This window comes from Neisseria sp. P0006.S004, from assembly GCF_051963015.1.
Classification (GTDB): Bacteria; Pseudomonadota; Gammaproteobacteria; order Burkholderiales; family Neisseriaceae; genus Neisseria.
In genome coordinates, this window is record NZ_JBQCUS010000004.1 from 16922 (window position 1) to 38094 (window position 21173).

The 21173-nt window shown below is 51.8% G+C and carries 16 protein-coding genes and 1 riboswitch; of the genes, 11 read left to right on the forward strand and 5 right to left on the reverse strand.

Annotated features, from left to right (window positions below; translation table 11 throughout):
• Positions 1 to 53: 53 nt before the first annotated feature.
• The 4 genes from tyrS to ppc form a co-directional block, all read right to left on the reverse strand.
• Positions 54 to 1349, reverse strand: a complete 1296-nt coding sequence (gene tyrS, locus ACTHR2_RS07040; RefSeq protein WP_263338221.1) for a tyrosine--tRNA ligase — start codon at positions 1347 to 1349, stop codon at positions 54 to 56.
• Between the two features lie 75 nt (positions 1350 to 1424).
• Positions 1425 to 3284: an acyltransferase family protein gene (locus ACTHR2_RS07045; RefSeq protein ID WP_440375546.1), complete on the reverse strand. Its 1860-nt coding sequence runs from the start codon at positions 3282 to 3284 to the stop codon at positions 1425 to 1427.
• 479 nt (positions 3285 to 3763) lie between these two features.
• Positions 3764 to 4855, reverse strand: coding sequence for a redox-regulated ATPase YchF (ychF, locus tag ACTHR2_RS07050; protein WP_049330669.1), 1092 nt, complete (start codon positions 4853 to 4855; stop codon positions 3764 to 3766).
• 137 nt (positions 4856 to 4992) lie between these two features.
• Positions 4993 to 7695 (reverse strand): phosphoenolpyruvate carboxylase, encoded by a 2703-nt coding sequence (gene ppc / locus ACTHR2_RS07055; RefSeq protein ID WP_263338211.1) that lies wholly within the window; start codon positions 7693 to 7695, stop codon positions 4993 to 4995.
• A 187-nt stretch (positions 7696 to 7882) separates the two neighbouring features.
• On the opposite strand from ppc, the gene ACTHR2_RS07060 reads away from it, so the two are divergent.
• The 6 genes from ACTHR2_RS07060 (at position 7883) to ACTHR2_RS07085 (ending at position 13083) form a co-directional block, all read left to right on the forward strand.
• A complete protein-coding gene (locus tag ACTHR2_RS07060; protein ID WP_004519536.1) occupies positions 7883 to 8347 on the forward strand; it encodes a cyclic pyranopterin monophosphate synthase MoaC in 465 nt (154 codons plus the stop codon).
• Positions 8348 to 8396: 49 nt separating this feature from the next.
• Positions 8397 to 9143, forward strand: a complete 747-nt coding sequence (locus ACTHR2_RS07065; protein ID WP_440375585.1) for a HesA/MoeB/ThiF family protein — start codon at positions 8397 to 8399, stop codon at positions 9141 to 9143.
• 186 nt (positions 9144 to 9329) lie between these two features.
• Positions 9330 to 9674: a CidA/LrgA family protein gene (locus tag ACTHR2_RS07070; RefSeq protein WP_440345618.1), complete on the forward strand. Its 345-nt coding sequence runs from the start codon at positions 9330 to 9332 to the stop codon at positions 9672 to 9674.
• Complete coding sequence (locus ACTHR2_RS07075; RefSeq protein WP_440375586.1) at positions 9674 to 10372, forward strand: LrgB family protein; 699 nt, start codon at positions 9674 to 9676, stop codon at positions 10370 to 10372. The genes ACTHR2_RS07070 and ACTHR2_RS07075 overlap by 1 nt, the downstream gene beginning before the upstream one ends.
• 42 nt (positions 10373 to 10414) lie before the next feature.
• Positions 10415 to 11635, forward strand: a complete 1221-nt coding sequence (gene argJ, locus ACTHR2_RS07080) for a bifunctional glutamate N-acetyltransferase/amino-acid acetyltransferase ArgJ (protein WP_440375547.1) — start codon at positions 10415 to 10417, stop codon at positions 11633 to 11635.
• Between the two features lie 77 nt (positions 11636 to 11712).
• Positions 11713 to 13083: a chloride channel protein gene (locus ACTHR2_RS07085; RefSeq protein ID WP_440375587.1), complete on the forward strand. Its 1371-nt coding sequence runs from the start codon at positions 11713 to 11715 to the stop codon at positions 13081 to 13083.
• 74 nt (positions 13084 to 13157) lie between these two features.
• Here ACTHR2_RS07085 and ubiB read toward each other — a convergent pair whose 3' ends face one another.
• Entirely contained in the window at positions 13158 to 14669 is a 1512-nt protein-coding gene (gene ubiB, locus ACTHR2_RS07090) for a ubiquinone biosynthesis regulatory protein kinase UbiB (RefSeq protein WP_440375548.1), read from the reverse strand.
• Positions 14670 to 14875: 206 nt separating this feature from the next.
• A riboswitch (glycine riboswitch) is annotated at positions 14876 to 14973 on the forward strand.
• A gap of 210 nt (positions 14974 to 15183) precedes the next feature.
• On the opposite strand from ubiB, the gene gcvT reads away from it, so the two are divergent.
• The 5 genes from gcvT (at position 15184) to gcvP (ending at position 20972) form a co-directional block, all read left to right on the forward strand.
• Positions 15184 to 16284, forward strand: a complete 1101-nt coding sequence (gcvT, locus tag ACTHR2_RS07095; protein WP_440375549.1) for a glycine cleavage system aminomethyltransferase GcvT — start codon at positions 15184 to 15186, stop codon at positions 16282 to 16284.
• Between the two features lie 147 nt (positions 16285 to 16431).
• The gene (locus ACTHR2_RS07100; protein WP_349306313.1) at positions 16432 to 16971 is read left to right on the forward strand and encodes a hypothetical protein; all 540 of its coding nucleotides are present in this window, start codon (positions 16432 to 16434) and stop codon (positions 16969 to 16971) included.
• Between the two features lie 35 nt (positions 16972 to 17006).
• Entirely contained in the window at positions 17007 to 17405 is a 399-nt protein-coding gene (gcvH, locus tag ACTHR2_RS07105) for a glycine cleavage system protein GcvH (protein WP_063068454.1), read from the forward strand.
• Positions 17406 to 17512: 107 nt separating this feature from the next.
• Positions 17513 to 18064 (forward strand): DNA-3-methyladenine glycosylase I, encoded by a 552-nt coding sequence (locus ACTHR2_RS07110; RefSeq protein WP_263338186.1) that lies wholly within the window; start codon positions 17513 to 17515, stop codon positions 18062 to 18064.
• 55 nt (positions 18065 to 18119) lie between these two features.
• Positions 18120 to 20972, forward strand: coding sequence for an aminomethyl-transferring glycine dehydrogenase (gcvP, locus tag ACTHR2_RS07115; RefSeq protein WP_440375550.1), 2853 nt, complete (start codon positions 18120 to 18122; stop codon positions 20970 to 20972).
• Positions 20973 to 21173: the final 201 nt, after the last annotated feature.

Consider the following 21173-nt stretch of genomic DNA (forward strand, 5'->3'; position numbering starts at 1 on the left):
GCTGATTTCAGACGGCATGATTGTTTTAAACGATGCGTTTTAATGTTTAAAGATTATTTCCAAACCAACAAAGCGTGGTTGCGTTTGCCGCGGCGGACAATGGTGTATTTACCGAAACGTTTGTGTTCGTCGGTCAGCATGTAGGCATCGTCAGGTTTTTCAGCGGCATGGTTTGGATTGTTGGCTTCAGCAGGTTTGCCGTTGAGCAAAACCGCTTTGCTGTTAACAAAACCGCGCGCTTCTTTGTTGGAAGACGCTAAACCGGTTTTTACCAAAGTCTCAACCACATTGAGGCTCTCGGGAACTTCAAAAGTCGGCAGGCCGTCGAGTGCCAGCTGCTCGAAGTCGCTTTCGGTAAGATGGCTTTGGTCTTCGGCAAATAGGCTTTCAGAAATACGTTGGGCGGCGGCAAGGGCCTCTTCGCCGTGAATCAGACGGGTCATTTCTTCGGCGAGAATGCGTTGCGCTTCTGGCTTGGTGCCGCTGGCTTTATCTTTGGCTTCGATGGCATCGATTTCTTCGATGGACAGGAAGGTAAAGTATTTCAGGAATTTATATACATCGGCATCGGCCACTTTCAGCCAGAATTGGTAGAACTGATACGGAGAAGTTTTCTTCGCGTTCAACCATACCGCGCCGCCTTCGGTTTTACCGAATTTGGTGCCGTCGGATTTGGTTACCAAAGGCAGGGTCAGGCCGAATACTTGTTTTTGGTGCAGACGGCGGGTCAAGTCGATACCGGCAGTGATGTTGCCCCATTGGTCGGAACCGCCGATTTCCAAAACCGCGCCATGGCGTTTGTTCAGTTCGGCAAAATCGTAGCCTTGCAGCAGGGAGTAGGCGAACTCGGTAAAGGAAATCCCCACATCGTCGCGCTCGATACGCTGTTTGACGGATTCCTTGTTCAGCATGGCGTTGACAGAGAAATGCTTGCCGATGTCGCGCAGGAAGTCGAGGCAGTTCATGCTGCCGAACCAGTCGGCGTTGTTCGCCATAATGGCGGCGTTTTCGCCTTCAAAGCTCAAAAAAGGTTTCAGTTGGTTGCGGATGCTTTCTACCCAGCCGGCAACGGTTTCGGCGGAATTTAAGCTGCGTTCAGCGGCTTTAAAGCTTGGGTCGCCGATCATGCCGGTCGCACCGCCCACCAAAGCAATCGGCGTATGGCCGGCTTGTTGGAAACGGCGCAATGCCAATACAGGCAGCAAGTGGCCGATGTGCAGGCTGTCGGCTGTCGGGTCAAAACCGCAATAGAGGGAAATTTCTTGTTCGTTTAGCAAAGCGTCTAAGGCTTCGATGTCGGTAGTTTGGGCGATTAAGCCACGCGATTGTAGGTCTTTGATGACGCTCATTGTTATCTTCCAAAAAAATTAGCAGTTTTATAAACCGCTAATTGTAACAAATTTCATCGGATGAATGGCTATGGCTTACTGAAGAAGCGTGTGTTTTTCAGAAAAACGTTTGGCCAGTTCTCTGCCGCCGTAAGGGTTGATGTGGTCTCTATCGGAATAAACCGGTAATCCGTTGATTTTGAAGTTCTCTGGAATATAGGCAGTGGCATCGATAATGTGTACATTGGCATATTTTTCTGCCAATTCTTTGATGCGTTCATTTCCTTTTGAAGTGACTGTTTCATCAATGTCAAGATTTTGACTAAATCCCGGTATGCGGTAAGACAGAATATAGGCACGCAAGCCGTTGTATGACAGATTAGGGTTGTCTATCATCAGGTAAACCGCTTGTTTTTCCGAAGAAAGTTTTTGCAACATGAGGTCGAATTTTTTGAAAAAATCGGCATCGTAAGCAAGGGAGTGGCTGTTTTCAGGCATTTGGCTGCCCCAGCGCATGGCCAAAAGCACTTTTGAGTATTGGGGCAGATGCTCTTTGGCGTATTCATAAACGGCACGGCAGGAGGCGTTTTGTTTGAATACGGGCGCGGCATAATTTTCTACATAGGCACAACTGTCCGCAGAAACCATTGCTGCCGACCAGTTTTCTTTTTTGCCGACGGTATCAAAAAACGTTTTATATTGGTCGGCATGGGAATCGCCTAGAATCAGTAATTCCGGCTGTTTGTCGGTATCGCCCCAAACACACTGTTTGTCGGTATTGTTGTGACAAGAAGTGTAGGAACGCGCCAATCCCATACGGTCGTATTGCTCCATAAACGGAAGCTTCATGGCAAGAAAAGGCGTAATGGCCAAAACAAGCATGGGGGCAGCATAAACCCATGTAACAGATTGGGCAAAAGAGCCTTTCCAGTTTTTAAACGGCTTCTCGACAAAATAATAAGAAAGCAGAGAGAGTGCAAACATTAAGACAATCGCGGCCGCAGTCGAATACGAAGGCAGATTATTTGAACCGATGTATCTCATAAAAGCCAATATAGGCCAATGCCACAGATACAATGAATAGGAAATCAAGCCTATGCCGACAGTAATCTTCCATTGGAAGAATTTTTTCAACCGGTGTTCAAATTGATTGAAATAAATGAATGCGGCGGCGGCCAAACAAGGAATCATGGCGGCAGGCCCCGGGAAATAGGCGGTTTTTTCCGTATAGGTAAACAGGCAGGCAAACAGTACGCATACGGAAAGTAATGCGCCTGCCGCTGCATATTGTTTGCTGGTATCCAGCGCTTGCTGTTGCCGGTATTGCATCCATACTGCCGTCAACGAGCCGATCAGCATTTCGCAGGCGCGAAGATGGGGAAGGTAATATTTATCCAGTGCAGTCGGTATAAAAGAAGCCAAAATGCTGAATACGCATAGCGTGATGAGGAAGGCAAACTGGGTGCGCCAGCTTTTGCGGACAACCAGTAACAGCAATATCGGGAAGATGAAATAATATTGTTCTTCGACCGATAAAGACCAAATGTGAAGCAAAGGTTTTTCTTCTTGTATGGGGTCGAAATAGCCCTGCCCCTTTGCGAAAAAGATATTGGAGATGAACCCCAAGGTGGACAGTGCCGTCCTCCATAAAAGGAAAAAATCATCTTTGGTGAATAAAAGAAAGCCGCATATCAGCGTTACCGTCAATACGGTAAAAAATGCGGGCAATATCCGCTTGATACGGCGGATGTAAAACTTTTTGAACGAGAAAATTCCACTGCTCATTTCACGATGGATAATCATCGTGATCAGAAAGCCGGAAATGACAAAAAAGATATCAACACCAAGAAAGCCGCCAGGCAGCCAGTTTTTTTCAATATGGAAAACGACAACGGATAGAACAGCAACGGCACGCAATGTATCAATATCTGGGCGGTAAGATAAAACTTTGCTCATAATATTTTGATTTTAATTAGTTTATTTTAATGGCGTCGTCTGAAAAGTGATTCCTGCCGAGAATGGCAGTATTTAGGAGGTCGGCCATCGTTTGTCAGTACTGGGCAGTTTGTTTGCCTTCTTAGAATGATTGCTGATGATATGCGTTTGAATAGTAATAGATTAGAGTAGGAATACGGTTGATAGTTTCAACATAATGTTTAATATGTTGTTTTTATAATGAATCAATACGATGTGGTATTGTTTAATTATTTATTGTCATATCAGTGGTATTGTTATTGATGATGTAACTTTGCGCTATTTTTAGGTGAGGCGTAGGTAAGAAACGCGAGATTTTAAGAGAGAAAAATTACGGGTTATGCCCGCATTTATTATGGAGATGATATTTTGTTGATATTTCAAGACATGAGGCCGTCTGAAAATAAATTCAGACGGCCTTAATCTTAGAAAAGGCCGTCTGAAAAAGCGTTATGCTGGGTTTATACGTTAAAGAGGAAGTGCATCACATCGCCGTCTTGTACGACGTATTCTTTGCCTTCCACACGCATTTTGCCGGCTTCTTTGGCTTTGGCTTCGCCGCCTAAAGCGATGAAATCTTCGTAGGAGATAACTTGGGCGCGGATGAAGCCGCGTTCAAAGTCAGTGTGAATCACGCCGGCGGCTTGTGGGGCTGTGTCGCCTTTGTGGATGGTCCAAGCGCGGACTTCTTTGACACCGGCGGTGAAGTAGGTTTGCAGGCCCAAGAGGTCGTAGCCGGCACGAATCAGGCGGTTCAGGCCCGGTTCTTCCAAGCCCATTTCAGCGAGGAATTCGGCTTTTTCGTCGTCTTCCAATTCAGCGATTTCGCTTTCCATTGCAGCGCATACTGCCACAACCGGCGCGTTTTCTTTTGCAGCCAATTCTTTCAGGCGGTCGAGGTGCGGGTTGTTTTCAAAACCGTCTTCGGAAACGTTGCCGACGTACATGGCGGGTTTGGCAGTCAGCAAGAACAGCGGCTTGAGCATGGCGAGTTCTTCTGCGTCCAAACCGAAGGAGCGTACAGGCTTGCCTTCGTCCAAATGCGGCAGCAGTTTTTTACACAGATCGACCAGTTTTTGCGCGTCTTTGTCGCCTGAGCGTGCGCGTTTTTCTTCGCGGACGATGGCTTTTTCGACGCTGGCCAAGTCAGCCAGTGCCAACTCGGTGCCGATGGTTTCGATGTCGGCAATCGGATCGACTTTGCCTGCAACGTGGACGATGTTGTCGTCGTCAAAGCAACGCACGACGTTAACAATCGCGTCGGTTTCGCGGATGTTGGCGAGGAACTGGTTGCCCAGGCCTTCGCCTTTGCTCGCGCCTGCAACCAAACCGGCGATATCGACGAATTCGACGATGGCAGGCTGCATTTTTTGCGGATTGACGATTTTTGCCAATTCAGCCATACGCGGATCGGGGACTTCAACGATGCCGACGTTGGGTTCGATGGTACAGAAAGGATAGTTTGCCGCTTCGATACCCGATTGGGTCAGCGCGTTAAAGAGGGTGGATTTGCCGACGTTGGGCAAACCGACGATGCCGCATTTCAAGCTCATGGTTTTTCCTGAAAAGATAAAAGTTTAACGGCGGATTATAGCATATTGTGAAGGTACTCAAAACAGCCGCAATGCTGGTGTGTTTTTATGATAAAAGGCCGTCTGAAAATTGTTTCAGACGGCCTTTCCGTGCTGCCTTAACCGGTATTACGCAAACCTTGCGCCACGCCGTTGATGGTCAAGTGAACCATCAGCAGGGCGTGCGGATTGTCGGGCTCTTTGCGCAGGCGTTTGAGCATGGCGACTTGCAGGCCGTTGAGGGCGTTCAGGTATGGAATCCTCAAGGCAAGCGAACGGGCGAGGCTGCGGTTGTCGCGCAGGAGCTCTTCGGTTTGCAGCAAGTCGAGCAGTGCTTTGCGGCTGCGTTGGTATTCTTCCTTGATCATGCCGAAGATGACTTTTGCTTTATCGGGCGATTCGCTCAAGCCAGCATAGTTTTCCGCCAAGGTGATGTCGGTTTTCGCCATCACTTGCTCCATATTGGAGAGCATGGCTTGGAAGAATGGGTTGCTTTGGGCGTGTTCGCGCAGGGCGGCGAGCGTTTCGGGTTTGCCTTCGCACAAGGTTTCCACTGCGCTGCCGAAACCGTACCAAGCCGGCAGCATGAGGCGGTTTTGCATCCATGAGAATACCCACGGAATCGCGCGCAAGTCTTGAATCCGCGCCAAGGTTTTGCGGCTGGCGGGACGGCTGCCGAGGTTGAGGGTGGCGATTTCCTGGATCGGGCTGGTTTGCAGGAAGTAGTCGATGAAGTCGGGGTGGGTAATCAGTTCGCGGTAGTATTTGAACGATACGTCCGACAAATCCTGCATCAGTTTGGCATCAGGGTCTTTTTTATCCGGCAGGATGCTGGCTTCCAAAGTCGCGGCAACCAAGGTTTCCAAGTTGCGTTGGGCATTGCCCGGGTCGGCGTATTTGGCGGTAATGACTTCGCCTTGCTCGGTAATGCGGATTTGTCCGGCAACACTGCCTGCAGGTTGCGCCAAGATGGCTTGGTAAGAAGGGCCGCCGCCACGACCTACGCTGCCGCCGCGGCCGTGGAACAGGCGCATGCGGACATCGTATTTTTTGAAGAGTTCGACCAAGCCCAATTCGGCCTGATACAGACACCATGAGCTGGTAACGTAGCCGCCGTCTTTGTTGGAGTCGGAGTAGCCGAGCATGATTTCTTGAATGTTGCCGCGGCTTTCGAGCAGGGCATCATACCAGTCGAGGCGGAACATGGTTTCCATGACCGGACAGGCGTTTTCGAGCGCTTCGATGGTTTCAAACAGAGGCACGATATTGATGCGGCTGTGCGGTTTGCCGTTTTCCACCACCAACAGGCCGCTTTCTTTCAGCAGCAAGGCCAAGGCGAGCAGGTCGCTGGGTTGTTCGCAGTTGGAAATAATGCTTTGTGTAACGGCATCTTCACCGAATTCGTCTTTGATTTTGCGCGCTTCGTTGAAAATTGCCAGTTCGTGACGGGTATGGTCGCTGTATGTGATGAACGGGCTGTACAGCGGACGTTGATGGCTCAATTCGCGCAACAGGGCGGCTTGTTTTTGCTCTTCGTTCAGGCTGTTGTAGTCTTCCAAGCCTGCGTGTTGGAAAAGCTCGGCAACCACATCGGCGTGTTTGCCTGCGTGTTGGCGCAGGTCGAGCGGCATCATGTGGAAGCCAAACACGGACACGCTGCGGATAATGTCGGCCAGACGGCCTTCTGCCAGCAGTTGGCTGCCGTTTTCGTGGAGCGAGCGTTGCAGTTTTTTCAGGTCGTTGAGGAACTCTTCAACCGTAGCATAAGGCTCGAGGAAGCCGAATTTGCAGCCCATGCCCAAACCGAGTGAGCGTGCCTTGCCCATGGCGCGTGCCATGATGTAGGCGATGGCGCGGCGGTAGGGTTCTTCAGTGCGGGCGATTTCTTCGTCAGGCGAGAGGGCAGCCAGTGCCATCACGTCGTCGTTGACTTTGACGCGGCGGATGGAGAGCGGCAATTCTCGGTAAAGTTTGTCGAGTTCGCCGCGATAGAAACGGAACACTGCGTCGGCATGCCGTCTGAACGCAAAACGCAAGGTTTCGGCAGAAACGAACGGGTTGCCGTCGCGGTCGCCGCCGATCCAGCCGCCGATTTTAAGGATATTCGGAACGCGGACGCCGGGATAGGCCATCTGAAAATCGCGTTCCATTGTGCGGTAGAGCTTGGGTAGGGCTTCAAAGAAGCTCATTGGGAAAATGGATACACCGTTGTTGATCTCGTCGTTGACGCTAAGTTTGTGGCGGCGCGTTTCGCTGGTCTGCCACAAGCCCAAAAGGACTGTGTCGATTTCGCGGCGCAACTGAGCCAGCGCATCAGGATTAGTGCAGCGTTCGCGTTGCGGCAGCAGCGCGCGGATGCGGCGGTTGAAGCTCAAGACGGTTTGGCGTTGCACTTCGGTCGGGTGCGCGGTCAAAACGGCGGTAACGACTGTGTTGTCCAGTTGTTGTTGCAACGCTTTGCCGTTGACTTTTCCGGCTTTGAGCTTGCGCACTGTTTCCGTCAGACTGCCTTCTGCTGCGCTGTGGCCGGCATCTTCGTGGATTTGGCGGCGGCGTTCGTGGTGCACGTCTTCGGCGATGTTCAAAATCTGTGCGAACAGGCCGCAGGCTAAGGTTAAATCGTGGGTTTGTTGTTCGTCCAATTGCGGCAACACCTTCTCAATCAAGGCAGCGCTGTCGTCTGAAGTCGATAATAACTTAACAGTTTCGACCACCAAAGGCGACGCTTCCTCATGCAGCAGATTGAAAAGAGACTGTTTTAAAAATTCCGCATCCGCCGCCAGAGCGGCATCTTTTGGATTATTTAAGATATGCAGTTGCATGATTTTTCTCTTATTTAAATGTTAATTTGGGTGTATCGTGAATCCATTGTATAGCAAATTTTTGTAAACTGCCAATGCTGCCGTCCGATACATTTCAAACCGGAAAAAAGCCGTCCATATCCGCTGCGTGGTCGCTGTCTGTAAAATGCCGTAAAATATTGCCCATCAAAACAGAGGCGAGAAACCCATGATTGAATTTCCCAACCAGCCCGATTTTCCTGAACAACACACCGCCGTCGCCGTCGGCACCGTCAACATGAGCCAGCAGGCGATACGGGTGTTGATAGAGAATGCCACCGAAAAGGCAAGTATCCTGACCATCGCCCGCGTTGCCGCCATTCAGAGCATCAAACAGACCGCCAACCTGATTCCGCTGCACCTGCCCGGACGCATCATCGGCGTGCAGGTTGATTTCGATATTAACGTTGAGCTGGCCTGCCTGAAGGCCACGCTAACCGTCCAAGCGAACAGCAACGGCAGCATTGCCACCGAAGCCCTGACCGGCCTCAATTTGGCGCTCTTGAGCGTTTACGACATGATGAAAGACGTTGACCGCAATATGATGCTCAGCGGCATCCGCCTCGAATCCGAAACCAGCAGCGAAGGCCGTCCTTTCCTGTTTGACAACGCATACGAAAATATTAATTTCTAAACCATTCAGGCCGTCTGAACATTGGATTTCAGACGGCCTTATTATTATGATGAACGATCAACAACTCTTGCGGTTCAGCCGCCATATCCTGCTTGACGAAATCGGTATCGAAGGCCAAGAAAAACTCTTGGCCGCCCATGTGCTTGTTGTCGGTTGCGGCGGACTGGGTGCGGCGACCTTGCCGTATCTTGCCGCTGCCGGTATCGGCAGCCTGACGATTGCCGATGCCGATACCATCGACGAGACCAACCTTCAACGCCAAATCACGTTTACCGAAGCCGACATCGGTAAAAACAAGGCTTTGGTGATGCAAGGCCGTCTGAAACAGATCAACAGCCAAACACACATTACCGCCATTGTCGAATTTCTCGATGAAGCCAAGCTTGTTGAATTGGCAAACGCCGCCAACATCATCCTCGATTGTTCCGACAATTATCCCACGCGGCAGGCGGTCAACCGCGCCGCCGTTGCCACGCGCACGCCTTTGGTTTCCGCCGCGGCCGTCGGCTTTGACGGACAAATCGCCGTGTACCGTCCCGATCTTCCCGATACGCCTTGCTATGCCTGTCTGTTTGACGGCGAACAAGCCAGCGACGGCGCTTGTGCATTGTTCGGCGTTTTTTCGCCATTGGTCGGCGTTATCGGAACGACCCAAGCCGCCGAAGCGCTCAAAGTGCTGACCGGTATCGGTACGCCGTCGCACGGCAAACTTTCTACCTACAATGCATTGAGCGGACAATGGCGGCAATACGGAGTGAGACGTAATCCCGAATGCCCGGTTTGCAGCGGCCGTTAAAGACAAAAAGCAGGGTAGGGGTTTCGACATTGCCTAAGCCAATCCGCTAGAGTAATCATACTTATCTTTCATTAAACTTGTAGGAAGGCGTTTCTTCCCTTTTCAGACGGCCTGTGGCACGATATGATTCAATGATTAATAAATTTTTTGAGGCCGTCTGAAAAAGGATAAGGAGAAACCGGCTTAATGAATATTATTCGTGCCTTATTGGTGGTATTGGGTTGCTTGGCTTTGGGCGAGGCAACCGTTTGGATTTTGGGGTTGAAACTGCCGGGCAGTATTGTCGGCATGGGTTTGCTGTTTGTCGCGCTTCAGGCCGGCTGGGTCAAATTGTCTTGGGTGGGAGAGCTGGCAGACATTTTGATGGCAAACCTGACTTTGTTTTTGGTGCCTCCTTGCGTGGCCGTCATCAGCTATTTGGACGTGATTGCAAACGACTGGTTTTCGATTTTGACGGCCACAATCGGCAGTACGATCTGCGTATTGTTGGTGACCGGCAAAGTGCATGAGTGGGTCAGGAGGTGGATGTGATGAACATAGACGGGCTGTTGCGTATGCCCTCGGTCATGTTGTTCCTGACTTTGGCCGTGTATGCTTTGGCGGTGCAGATTCGGGCGCGCACGGGGAATGTGCTGTGTAATCCGGTATTGATCAGTACGCTGGTGTTGATGGGTTATTTGAAGGTATTTGCCATCGATTACGAGCAATACCATTCTGCTTCGCATTTTATTGATTTTTGGTTGAAACCGGCAGTCGTGTTGCTGGCGGTTCCGCTTTATCGAAATTGGGACCGTATCCGCAGCCAGTGGTTGCCGGTGGTGCTGTCGCAGTTAGCGGGCAGCGTGACAGGTATTGTTACGGGCGTGTATTTTGCCAAATGGCTGGGCGCTTCGCGCGAAGTGATTCTGTCGCTGGCTTCCAAATCCGTGACCAACCCGATTGCGATTGAAATCACGGCATCGGTCGGCGGTATTCCGGCGATTACGGCGGCAACGGTGATTATTGCCGGACTTTTTGGACAGATGGCCGGATATAAAGTGTTGAAAGGGACGTTGTATATGCCTTCTTCAGTGGGAATGTCTTTAGGGACGGCTTCCCATGCGATGGGTATTGCAGCGTCTTTGGAATACGGCCGCCGTATGGCCGCATATGCCGGCTTGGGCTTGACGCTCAACGGCGTGTTGACGGCGATATTGGTGCCTATCTTGATTCCCTTATTGGGCGTATAGCGTTTAGGCCGTCTGAAAATAGTGTAAACAGGAGAAAATGATATGGCTGTAAATTTGACTGAAAAACGTGCAGACGAATTGTTGGAAATCGACGGCATCCGTCTGTTTACAGGTCGTGCCGGCATCAAGCAACAAGACCGCGACGATTTGACGCTGATGGTGTTGGGCGGCGGACATACGGTGGGCGCGGTGTTTACGCAAAACCGTTTCTGCGCCGCGCCGGTGCATATCGCCAAGTCGCATCTGTTTGACCAAGACGGTGTGTGTGCCTTGGTCATTAATACGGGCAATGCCAATGCGGGTACCGGCGCACAAGGCCGTTTGGACGCGATTAAAGTGTGTGCAGCGGCGGCGGAACAGGTCGGCTGCCAATCCAATCAGATTATGCCGTTTTCGACCGGCGTGATTTTGGAGCCGCTGCCTGTGGATAAAATCGTGGCCGCTTTGCCGCAAGTGCGCCCTGCATTTTGGTCGGACGCGGCCCGTGCCATCATGACGACGGATACTGTGCCGAAAGCTGCTTCACGCACAGGTCTGGTCGGCGAGAAACACACAGTCCGCGCTACCGGCATCGCCAAAGGTTCGGGCATGATTCATCCGAATATGGCGACCATGTTGTCGTTTATCGCTACCGATGCCAAAGTGTCCCAACCGATTTTGCAGCTGATGACGCAAGAAATCGCAGACGAAAGTTTCAATACGATTACCGTGGACGGCGATACCAGCACCAACGACAGCTTCGTGATTATGGCGACAGGCCGTTGCGGTCAGAGCGAAATCGACAATACCGCCGATCCGCGCTATGCGCAGCTCAAAGCCTTGCTCGGTTCGCTGGCTTTGGAACTGGCGCAGGCGATTGTCCGTGATGGCGAGGGTGCGACCAAGTTCATCACGATTGAAGTGCAAAACGCAAAAAACCGCGAAGAGGCGCGCAAAGTGGCTTATGCCGTCGCTCATTCGCCTTTGGTGAAAACCGCTTTCTTTGCCTCCGACCCGAACTTGGGCCGTCTGTTGGCAGCCGTCGGCTATGCCGGTATTGAAGACTTGGATGTCGATGCTTTGAAAATGTGGCTGGATGACGTGTTGGTGGCTGAAAACGGCGGCCGCGCGGAAAGCTATACCGAAGAAGCAGGACAAGCGGTGATGGACCGTCCGGAAATCACCGTCCGCATCGATTTGCAACGCGGCGATACGACGGCGGCCGTCTATACCTGCGATTTGTCGCACGAGTATGTGTCGATTAACGCGGATTACCGTTCTTAAAAACCTTTATTCTTGTGTTCAGACGGCCTTTGAGAAAAGTATCAAGGCCGTCTGAACACATTGACTGCGTGTTTATGATGAAATTTCCCCAGACTTGGGCGGCGCGCCTCGCCCACAAAATCCGCCAAACCAAACGCCTGTCGAAAAAGAGCATTGCCCTTCTGTTTTTGCTGGCAGGCTCGGCACTGGTTGCCCTGACGGCTTTGATGTTTGCGTACTTGGCGGATTTGGCTTTGGAATGGAATGCTTTGCTGGCGGGCAAATATCCGTGGTTTGCGTGGGTGGCTTTGCCGCTGGGTTTGCCGCTTTTGGCATGGTTTACGCGCAAATTTGCGCCGTACACTTCCGGCAGCGGTATTCCGCAGGTCATCGCTTCGTTGTCTTTGCCTTATGGCGCGCAGAAAACCCGTTTGATTCGTCTGGGCGAAACCTTTTTTAAGATTCCGCTGACGTTTTTGGGCATGATTTTGGGAGCGTCGATCGGCAGGGAAGGGCCGTCTGTACAAGTGGGCGCGGCGGTCATGAACGCTTGGGGCGCGTGGTGTAAAAAGCACGGGCTGGCGTTTAGGGGCATGCAGGAAAACGATTTGATTGCCGCAGGTGCGGCTGGTGGTTTGGCGGCAGCGTTTAACGCACCTTTGGCCGGCGTGGTGTTTGCCATCGAAGAATTGGGGCGCGGCGTGCTTTTGCGTTGGGAGCGCCAAATCCTGATGGGCGTGTTGGCAGCCGGTTTCATTCAAGTGGCGATACAGGGCAACAACCCGTATTTTTCAGGTTTTCAAGGGCATGAGCTGCCAAACATGCTGATGTGGGCCGCGGTGTCGGGCATCGTCTGCGGTGTGGCAGGCGGATTGTTCGGCAGCTTTTTGTATCGCGGTGCGGCGGCATTCGCACCGGTACGCTGGCGCAGTTTCATCCGCCGTCATTTGTTGGTGGTCGCCTTTGTAATGGGTATCTTGCTGGCGCTGCTCGGCACGTTTTATCAAGGCAAAACCTATGGTACGGGCTATCACGAAGCCGCAGCCGCACTCAAAGGCGCGTATGAAGCGCCGTTTGGTTTGGCCGCCGCGAAATGGGCGGCAACCGTGTTCAGCTACTGGGCAGGCATTCCCGGCGGCATCTTCACGCCGTCGTTAACTATCGGCGCGATGATAGGCGAACACATGGCTTCTTTCGCGCAACTGGGCGACGCGTCCAATGTCGCGGTTTTGCTCTGCATGGCCGCGTTCCTTGCCGCCGCGACCCAATCGCCGTTGACCGCCGCCGTGGTGGTAATGGAAATGACGGGCGGACAGAATTTACTGTTTTGGATGCTGCTGACGTGCATCTTCGCTTCGCAAGTATCACGCCAATTCTCGCCGCATCCGTTTTACCATGCCGCAGGTTTGCGCTTCAGACGGCATATCGAAGCTGAGAGCGGATATGTTCAACACGAGAAAAAAGAATAGGTCGGCATATAAAAGGCCGTTTGAAAATCGATTTCAGACGGCCTTTATTATGTCGTTTAAAGCTGTATTACAGTTTACTTAAACAGCAAAATCAGCAGCAAAACAACCGCAATCACAGCCAACCAAAGGCTTTGGCGTTGCTGTACTTTGACCAGATGCACATAGGCATCGCGCATTTCCTGTTGGCGGTTTTCGTCAACCAGCGCACTGATTTTGCGCGGCAGGGAAGGGATGATTTGCGCCCAGTCGGGGGCTTCGTTTTTGAGGTTGCGCCAAAGGGCTTTGGGGCCGACCTGTTCGTTCATCCAGCGCACCAAAAACGGTTTAGCGGTTTTCCACAAGTCCAAATCGGGATCGAGTTGGCGGCCCAAACCTTCGATGTTGAGCAGCGTTTTTTGCAGCAATACCAGCTGCGGTTGGATTTCGACATTGAAGCGGCGGCTGACTTCAAACAGGCGCATCAGCACCAAGCCGAAGGAAATTTGCGAAATCGGTTTGTTGAACACCGGTTCGCACACGGCGCGGACGGCGGCTTCCAATTCTTCCGCACGCGTGTCGGCAGGCACCCAGCCCGATTCGATGTGGGCGGTGGCGACGCGGTGGTAATCGCGGTTGAAGAAGGCAAGGAAGTTGATGGCGAGATAGCGTTTGTCGTAATCGGTCAGCGTGCCGACGATGCCGAAATCGAGGGCGATGTAGCGGTTGTCGGCAGCGACCAAGATATTGCCGGGGTGCATATCCGCATGGAAAAAGCCGTCGCGGAATACTTGCGTGAAGAAGATTTCCACGCCGTAATCGGCAAGTTTGTGCAAATCAATGCCGTCGGCTTTGAGTTTGGCAATATCGGATACCGGTGTGCCGTCCATCCATTCGATGGTCAGCACATCGCTGGTGCAGTAGTCGTAAAACACCTTAGGCACAATCAGCATATTGCTGTTTTGGAAATTGCGTCCGAGCTGGCTGGCATTGGCGGCTTCGCGCATTAAATCCAATTCATCGTGCAGGTATTTGTCAAATTCGGCCACCACTTCGCGCGGCTTCAAACGCTTGCCGTCTGAAAACAAACGTTCTACCCAGCCTGCACCAAAGCGCATCAGCGACAAATCCTGTTCGATAACGGGCAAAAGGTTGGGGCGCAAGACTTTCACGGCGACCTGTTCGCCCGAATGCAGGCGGGCTTTGTGTACTTGGGCAATGGACGCGCTGGCGACAGGCTCGGTTTCAAATTCCGCGTATAAAGTGTCGATGGATTGTCCCAGTGATTTTTCGATTTGCGAGCGTGAAAGTTGCGCGTCAAACGGCGGCACTTTGTCTTGCAGCCTTGCCAGTTCGACCGCGTAATCGTGCGGAATCAAATCGGGGCGCGTGGACAATACCTGTCCGAATTTGATGAAAATCGGCCCCAGGCTTTCCAAAGCCAAACGCAGGCGCACGGCAGGCGTCTCGTGTTTGAACTTGGACGACTGCGGCAGCATATTGAGGAAAGTCCGCGCCCAACCCGGACGGACCAGCGAGGCAATCAGCTCGGCAAGGCGGTAGCGGTAGAGCGTGCAGAGGATGGTTTTAATGCGTTTGAGGCGGTTCATGATGGACGCAGATAAATCGAAAAAACAGAATTATATAGGAAAAACAGGTAAGGGCTTCAGACGGCCTGAGACTTTTGCAAAAACATTTGCCGCATAGTTAACAATTTTATAAAGGCTCAGATTTTGCCGCCCCAATAAAAAGACGAATATTCACATCATAAATATTCGTCGGCTACTTGCCCAAACCGCCGATTCAAGACATAATCGGGAAATGTGCAGGAGAGTGTTACACCTAACTACAATGTAACCACCGAAGGCGCAGACACCCTTAAATCGCTCAGGTATCAGGGACTGCACATTGAAACAAACAATCTGGAGAGCGGCGTTTGAATAACGTCCACCGAAGGGGAGAAGGCCGTCTGAACCACCATTCAGACAACCGCGCAAAACAGTGAGCAGACTGGTTTGCCATCATGCGGATACGGCCGAAAATCTCAGGTTCAAGGACAGATAGGGTCATCCGCGCACAGGTGCGCGGGCGGCATCTGAACAAAAAATCCGGAGAAACTTGAGAATGACTGCTCTGAAAACCACCCCATTTCATCAAGCCCATCAAGATGCAGACGCGAAGCTGGTAGATTTTGCCGGCTGGGAGCTGCCCATCCATTATGGTTCACAAATCGCCGAACACGAAGCCGTGCGCACCGACGCCGGCATGTTCGATGTATCACATATGCTTGTTACCGACGTAGCAGGCGCAAATGCCAAAGCCTTTTTCCGCAAATTGATTGCCAACGATGTCGCCAAACTCGCTTTTGTCGGCAAAGCCCTTTATTCCGCTTTGCTCAACGACAACGGCAGCGTGATTGACGACTTGATTGTTTACCGCACCAACGAAGCCGAAACCCAATACCGCATCGTGTCCAACGGCGCGACCCGCGAAAAAGACACGGCGCAATTCCACAAAGTTGGACAAGAGTTCGGCGTCGCCTTCAACCCGCGCTACGACCTCGGCATGCTTGCCGTACAAGGTCCTAAAGCCATCGAAAAACTCCTGACCGTCAAACCTGAATGGGCAGACGTAATTCACGGCCTCAAACCGTTCCAAGGCGCGGATTTGGGCAACGACTGGTTTGTTGCCCGCACCGGCTACACCGGTGAAGACGGCGTCGAAGTGATTCTGCCGGGCACCGAAGCCGTCGCATTCTTCAAAGCCCTGCAAGCAGCAGGCGTACAGCCTTGCGGCCTCGGCGCGCGCGACACCCTGCGCATGGAAGCCGGTATGAACCTCTACGGCAACGATATGGACGACGACACCAGCCCGCTCGAAGCAGGTATGGGCTGGACCGTTGATTTGAAAGACGAAAGCCGCGATTTCGTCGGCAAAGCCGCCTTGCTGGCATTGAAAGAAAAAGGCGTTGCCGTCAAACAGGTCGGCCTGTTGCTCGAAAAAGGCGGCATCCTGCGCGCGCATATGGAAGTGTTGACCGACAAAGGCCAAGGCGAAACCACCAGCGGCGTATTCTCTCCAAGCCTGAAACAATCCATCGCCATCGCTCGCGTACCGAAAGATTTTGACGGCGATATCGCCAAAGTGCTGATGCGCGGTAAAGAAGTGGACGTACGTGTACTGAAGCTGCCGTTTGTCCGAAATGGTCAAAAACAGTTTGATTAATATCGGTTCAGACGGCCTTTATTTGTTAAGGGCCGTCTGAAAGCAGGTTTTAAGGAATTGTTATTTCCTATGAAAGTAACCTTCTGCAATTTATTGTTGTTATTGATGTTATCGGCTTGCGCTTCGTCTGCCGGCGAGCGCGGATTGATGTTTTTCGATACAGAAGGAAAATCTCGTACTGCAATATTTATGAAAACCGTTGGCGGCAATGGAAAGATTGCCGGCGAGGTGACGATAGACAGGGAATATGCCCTTGATATTATCCGCATGAATGATGATTTGAGTATTGCCGTGCAAGATAATAAGGGTAGAAGCCGTGCTTCCGACCTGAAATCATTGTCGCAAGCGAAATCATTTACCCTGTATGCGTTCAGCCGTTATGCGGGAACAGTTGAAGTGGATAAAGTATCGGCAGTTACAGGCATTTGTGCAGATTACCGCAGCAAAGGCCTGAAGGTTGCCGTTGCAGACAATATGAGATCCAAACAAGGAATCATTGTATTCCGTGCAAGCGGAGTAATGGCAAGTAACAAGCGCAAGATAAACGAAGCATATTTGGATTATTCTGCATCCCCTAAACTTCCTTCCGCTCAAAAGCAAAAATTGGAACAAGATAAAAACAATATGATTGCCGTCCATTACGGACGCTTGGAAGAATTAATCGCACGAGGTATCTGCGCACGCTAAGCTGTGCAGATGCCGTCTGAAAATAACCCCTATCAATGGAGTATCAAACCATGAGCAATATCCCAGCAGAACTGAAATACGTTGCCAGTCACGAATGGCTGCGCCTTGAAGAAGACGGTACCATCACCGTCGGCATTACCCACCACGCGCAAGAGCTGTTGGGCGACATCGTGTTTGTCGAGCTGCCTGAAGTCGGTGCAAACCTGGCTGCCGAAGAGCAAGCCGGTGTGGTTGAGTCTGTAAAAGCCGCATCTGACGTATACGCGCCGATTGCAGGCGAAATCGTTGCTGTCAACGAAGATCTGCCAAGCGCTCCGGAAACTGCCAACAGCGATCCTTACGGCGCAGGCTGGTTCTTCAAAATCAAACCTGCCAACCCTGCCGATTACGACGGTCTGCTGACTGCCGAACAATACGCAGGCGAAGTAGCTTGATTTTTGCAAACATCTAAACAGGTTTTGTGCCTGTTTGATATTGCAGGTCTTAGGTCGTCTGAAAAATGCTTTCAGACGGCCTTTGTTTCAATTTTCCCTCAACAAACATGAATTACTGCGAATTTGTCGCCACGCTTCCTGACGATACGGACAACCCCAACAAACATTATCACGACACGCAATACGGTTTTCCGATTGAGGATGACAATGAATTGTTTGAGCGGCTGGTGTTGGAAATCAATCAGGCAGGATTGAGCTGGACGCTGATGCTGAAGAAGCAGCAGGCATTTCAGACGGCATTTAAAGGTTTTGACATCGATACGGTCGCCGCATTTGACGAAGCCGATATTGAGAGACTGCTTGCCGATGCGGGCATCGTCCGCAACCGCCTGAAAATCAACGCAGCCATTTATAACGCGCGACAAATCAAACAAATACAGCAAGAATACGGTTCATTTAAAAACTGGCTGGATACACACCATCCGTTCGACAAGGCTGAATGGGTGAAGCTGTTTAAAAAACATTTCAAATTTGTCGGCGGCGAAATCGTCGGCGAATTTCTGATGAGTACCGGCTACCTGCCCGGCGCGCATGTGGAAACCTGTCCGGTTTATAGGGAAATATTGGCATGTCGTCCAAAGTGGGCGGAGGCCGTCTGAAACAACATCTGCAAGAAAAAACAGTGTTGATATCGATAACACCGAAGGAGTAGAAATGAAACTATCTGAATTGTTCAACCCGAACGAATTTGCCGCGCGCCATTTGAGCTTTGGCGACGAGGCTGCGCTTTTGGAAGCGCTCGGCGAGAAGAGCATGGACGATTTTGTCGGCAATACTGTGCCGCAAAGCATCCGTATGCCGTCCGAACTCGATTTGCCCGAAGCTTTGACCGAGGCGGACGCGTTGGCGAAATTGAAAGGCATCGCGTCGAAAAACATGATCAACAAATCCTATATCGGTTTGGGCTATTACCCGACCCGCGTGCCGAACGTGATTTTGCGCAACGTATTGGAAAATCCGGGTTGGTACACCGCCTACACCCCGTATCAGGCGGAAATTGCCCAGGGTCGTTTGGAAGCTTTGTTGAACTTCCAACAAGTGTGTATCGATTTGACCGGTTTCCCTGTGGCAGGCGCGTCTTTGCTGGATGAGGCAACTGCCGCCGCCGAAGCGATGGCGATGGCGCACCGCGTGGGCAAAGTGAAATCCGAGCGTTTCTTTGTGGATGCGCGCGTGTATCCGCAAACTTTGGACGTGATGAAAACCCGCGCCAAATATTTCGGCTTTGAATTGGTGGTCGGAGATTTTGCCCAAGCTGATGACGGCGAATACTTCGGCGCGCTGTTCCAATACGTCGGTAAAGACGGCGACGTGCAAGACTTGCAGAACGTTATCGGCCGTCTGAAAGCCAAAGGCACAATCGTGGCCGTTGCCGCCGACATCATGAGTTTGGTTTTGCTGAAGTCTCCGGCTGAATTGGGTGCAGATATTGCGTTGGGCAACACCCAACGCTTCGGCGTGCCGATGGGCTTCGGCGGGCCGCACGCCGCTTATTTCGCATTTAAAGACGAGTTCAAACGCTCCGCTCCGGGCCGCATCATCGGCGTATCCAAAGACGCATCGGGCAAACCCGCGCTGCGCATGGCGTTGTCCACCCGCGAACAACACATCCGCCGCGAAAAAGCCACGTCCAATATTTGTACCGCACAGGCATTGCTGGCGAACTTGGCCGGTATGTATGCCGTTTATCACGGTCCTGAAGGCGTGAAACGCATTGCCAACCGTATCCATGCGTTGGCTTCTGTCTTTGCCGATGCGCTGGTTTCAGACGGCCTGAATATGGTTCACAAAGTCTTCTTCGATACCGTTACCGTTGATTTCGGCAGCAAAGAGAAAGCAGACCAAGTGTTTGCCGCTGCTTTGGAGTCGGGTTACAACCTGCGCCGCGTCAACGATACTCAAGTTGCGGCTGCATTCCATGAAACATCGGCATACGAAGATTTGGTTGATTTGTACCGCGCGTTTACCGGCAAGGATACGTTCACATTTGCCGATGATGTCAAAGGCCGTCTGAACGCCGAATTGCTGCGTCAGGACGACATTCTGCAACATCCCGTGTTCAACCGTTACCACACCGAACACGAAATGCTGCGCTATCTGAAGAAACTCGAAGACCGCGATTTGGCGATGAACCGCAGCATGATTTCATTGGGCAGCTGTACCATGAAACTCAATGCGACTGCAGAAATGTTGCCGATTACTTGGGCAGAGTTCACCGATATCCACCCCTACACCCCCAAAGACCAAGCCGCAGGCTACCGCGCGCTTTTGACCGACATGGAAAACAGCCTGAAAGCCATCACCGGCTTTGACGCGATTTCCTTCCAGCCCAACTCCGGCGCGCAGGGCGAATACAGCGGCATGCTCTCCATCCGCCGCTATCAAGAAGCCAACGGCGAGGGACACCGCAACATCTGTCTGATTCCTAAATCCGCCCACGGCACCAACCCTGCGACTGCCGCTATGCTGGGTTTGAAAGTCGTCGTTGTCGATACCGACGAACACGGCAACGTCAACATCGACGATTTGAAAGCCAAAGCCGAACAATACCGCGACGCTTTGTCCGCTATCATGATTACTTACCCGTCCACCCACGGCGTGTACGAAGAAGGCATCCGCGACATCTGCCGCATCATCCATGAAAACGGCGGACAGGTTTACATGGACGGCGCCAACCTCAACGCCCAAATCGGCATCATGCAGCCTGCCGAAGTCGGCGCGGACGTGTTGCACATGAACCTGCACAAAACCTTCTGTATCCCTCACGGCGGCGGCGGTCCGGGCGTCGGCCCTATCGGTTTGAAAGCCCACCTTGCCCCGTTTGCACCGGGACACGCTTTGACCGACACCCACAGCGCCAGTGCCGACCAAACCGCCGTTGCTGCTGCGGCCTTCGGTTCTGCGTCCATCCTGCCGATTACTTGGATGTACCTGACCATGATGGGCAAACAAGGCATGGAGCAGGCAACACGCTGGGCATTGCTCAACGCCAACTACGTTGCCAAACGTCTGAGCGAAGACTATCCGATTCTGTATACAGGCAAAAATGGCCGCGTCGCGCACGAATGTATCGTCGATTTGCGTCCGCTCAAAGCCGAAAGCGGCATCACCGAAACCGACATCGCCAAACGCCTGATGGACTATGGCTTCCACGCACCGACGGTTTCCTTCCCTGTTGCCGGTACGCTGATGATCGAGCCGACCGAGAGCGAAAGCAAAGCCGAACTCGACCGCTTCATCGCCGCCCTGAAACAAATCAAACAGGAAGTGCTGAAAGTCGAGTGCGGCGAATGGCCGAAAGAGGACAATCCGCTAGTGAATGCTCCGCATACCGCATCCGACGTAACCGGCGAATGGGCGCATCCGTACTCCCGCGAAGAAGCCGTCTTCCCGCTGCCTTTCGTGCGCGAAAACAAATTCTGGCCGAGCGTCAAACGGGTAGATGAAGTGTATGGCGACCGCAATCTGGTTTGCTCCTGCTTGCCGATTGATGCATATGAAGATTAAGCCTGAATAGGTTTAAAATTGAACAGGCCATCTGAAAATGAAAATAGTTTTCAGATGGCCTTTTGTTTGTTAAGATATTCCGCCCGAGAACGTACGTTTGTTTTTGGTAAAACAACAGATAAGGCATTCGGAAAAATAGACGGCGAATGCCTTTGTTTGCGGATAAAACCAAACTGCTCTCAACAACGATAAACACAAGGC

Bases quoted from the DNA above. Each gene is read 5' to 3' on its own strand.
- tyrS (WP_263338221.1), bottom strand. From the start codon at position 1,349: ATGAGCGTCATCAAAGACCTACAATCGCGTGGCTTAATCGCCCAAACT.
- ACTHR2_RS07045 (WP_440375546.1), bottom strand. From the start codon at position 3,284: ATGAGCAAAGTTTTATCTTACCGCCCAGATATTGATACATTGCGTGCC.
- ychF (WP_049330669.1), bottom strand. From the start codon at position 4,855: ATGAGCTTGAAATGCGGCATCGTCGGTTTGCCCAACGTCGGCAAATCC.
- ppc (WP_263338211.1), bottom strand. From the start codon at position 7,695: ATGCAACTGCATATCTTAAATAATCCAAAAGATGCCGCTCTGGCGGCG.
- ACTHR2_RS07060 (WP_004519536.1), top strand. From the start codon at position 7,883: ATGATTGAATTTCCCAACCAGCCCGATTTTCCTGAACAACACACCGCC.
- ACTHR2_RS07065 (WP_440375585.1), top strand. From the start codon at position 8,397: ATGAACGATCAACAACTCTTGCGGTTCAGCCGCCATATCCTGCTTGAC.
- ACTHR2_RS07070 (WP_440345618.1), top strand. From the start codon at position 9,330: ATGAATATTATTCGTGCCTTATTGGTGGTATTGGGTTGCTTGGCTTTG.
- ACTHR2_RS07075 (WP_440375586.1), top strand. From the start codon at position 9,674: ATGAACATAGACGGGCTGTTGCGTATGCCCTCGGTCATGTTGTTCCTG.
- argJ (WP_440375547.1), top strand. From the start codon at position 10,415: ATGGCTGTAAATTTGACTGAAAAACGTGCAGACGAATTGTTGGAAATC.
- ACTHR2_RS07085 (WP_440375587.1), top strand. From the start codon at position 11,713: ATGAAATTTCCCCAGACTTGGGCGGCGCGCCTCGCCCACAAAATCCGC.
- ubiB (WP_440375548.1), bottom strand. From the start codon at position 14,669: ATGAACCGCCTCAAACGCATTAAAACCATCCTCTGCACGCTCTACCGC.
- gcvT (WP_440375549.1), top strand. From the start codon at position 15,184: ATGACTGCTCTGAAAACCACCCCATTTCATCAAGCCCATCAAGATGCA.
- ACTHR2_RS07100 (WP_349306313.1), top strand. From the start codon at position 16,432: ATGTTTTTCGATACAGAAGGAAAATCTCGTACTGCAATATTTATGAAA.
- gcvH (WP_063068454.1), top strand. From the start codon at position 17,007: ATGGAGTATCAAACCATGAGCAATATCCCAGCAGAACTGAAATACGTT.
- ACTHR2_RS07110 (WP_263338186.1), top strand. From the start codon at position 17,513: ATGAATTACTGCGAATTTGTCGCCACGCTTCCTGACGATACGGACAAC.
- gcvP (WP_440375550.1), top strand. From the start codon at position 18,120: ATGAAACTATCTGAATTGTTCAACCCGAACGAATTTGCCGCGCGCCAT.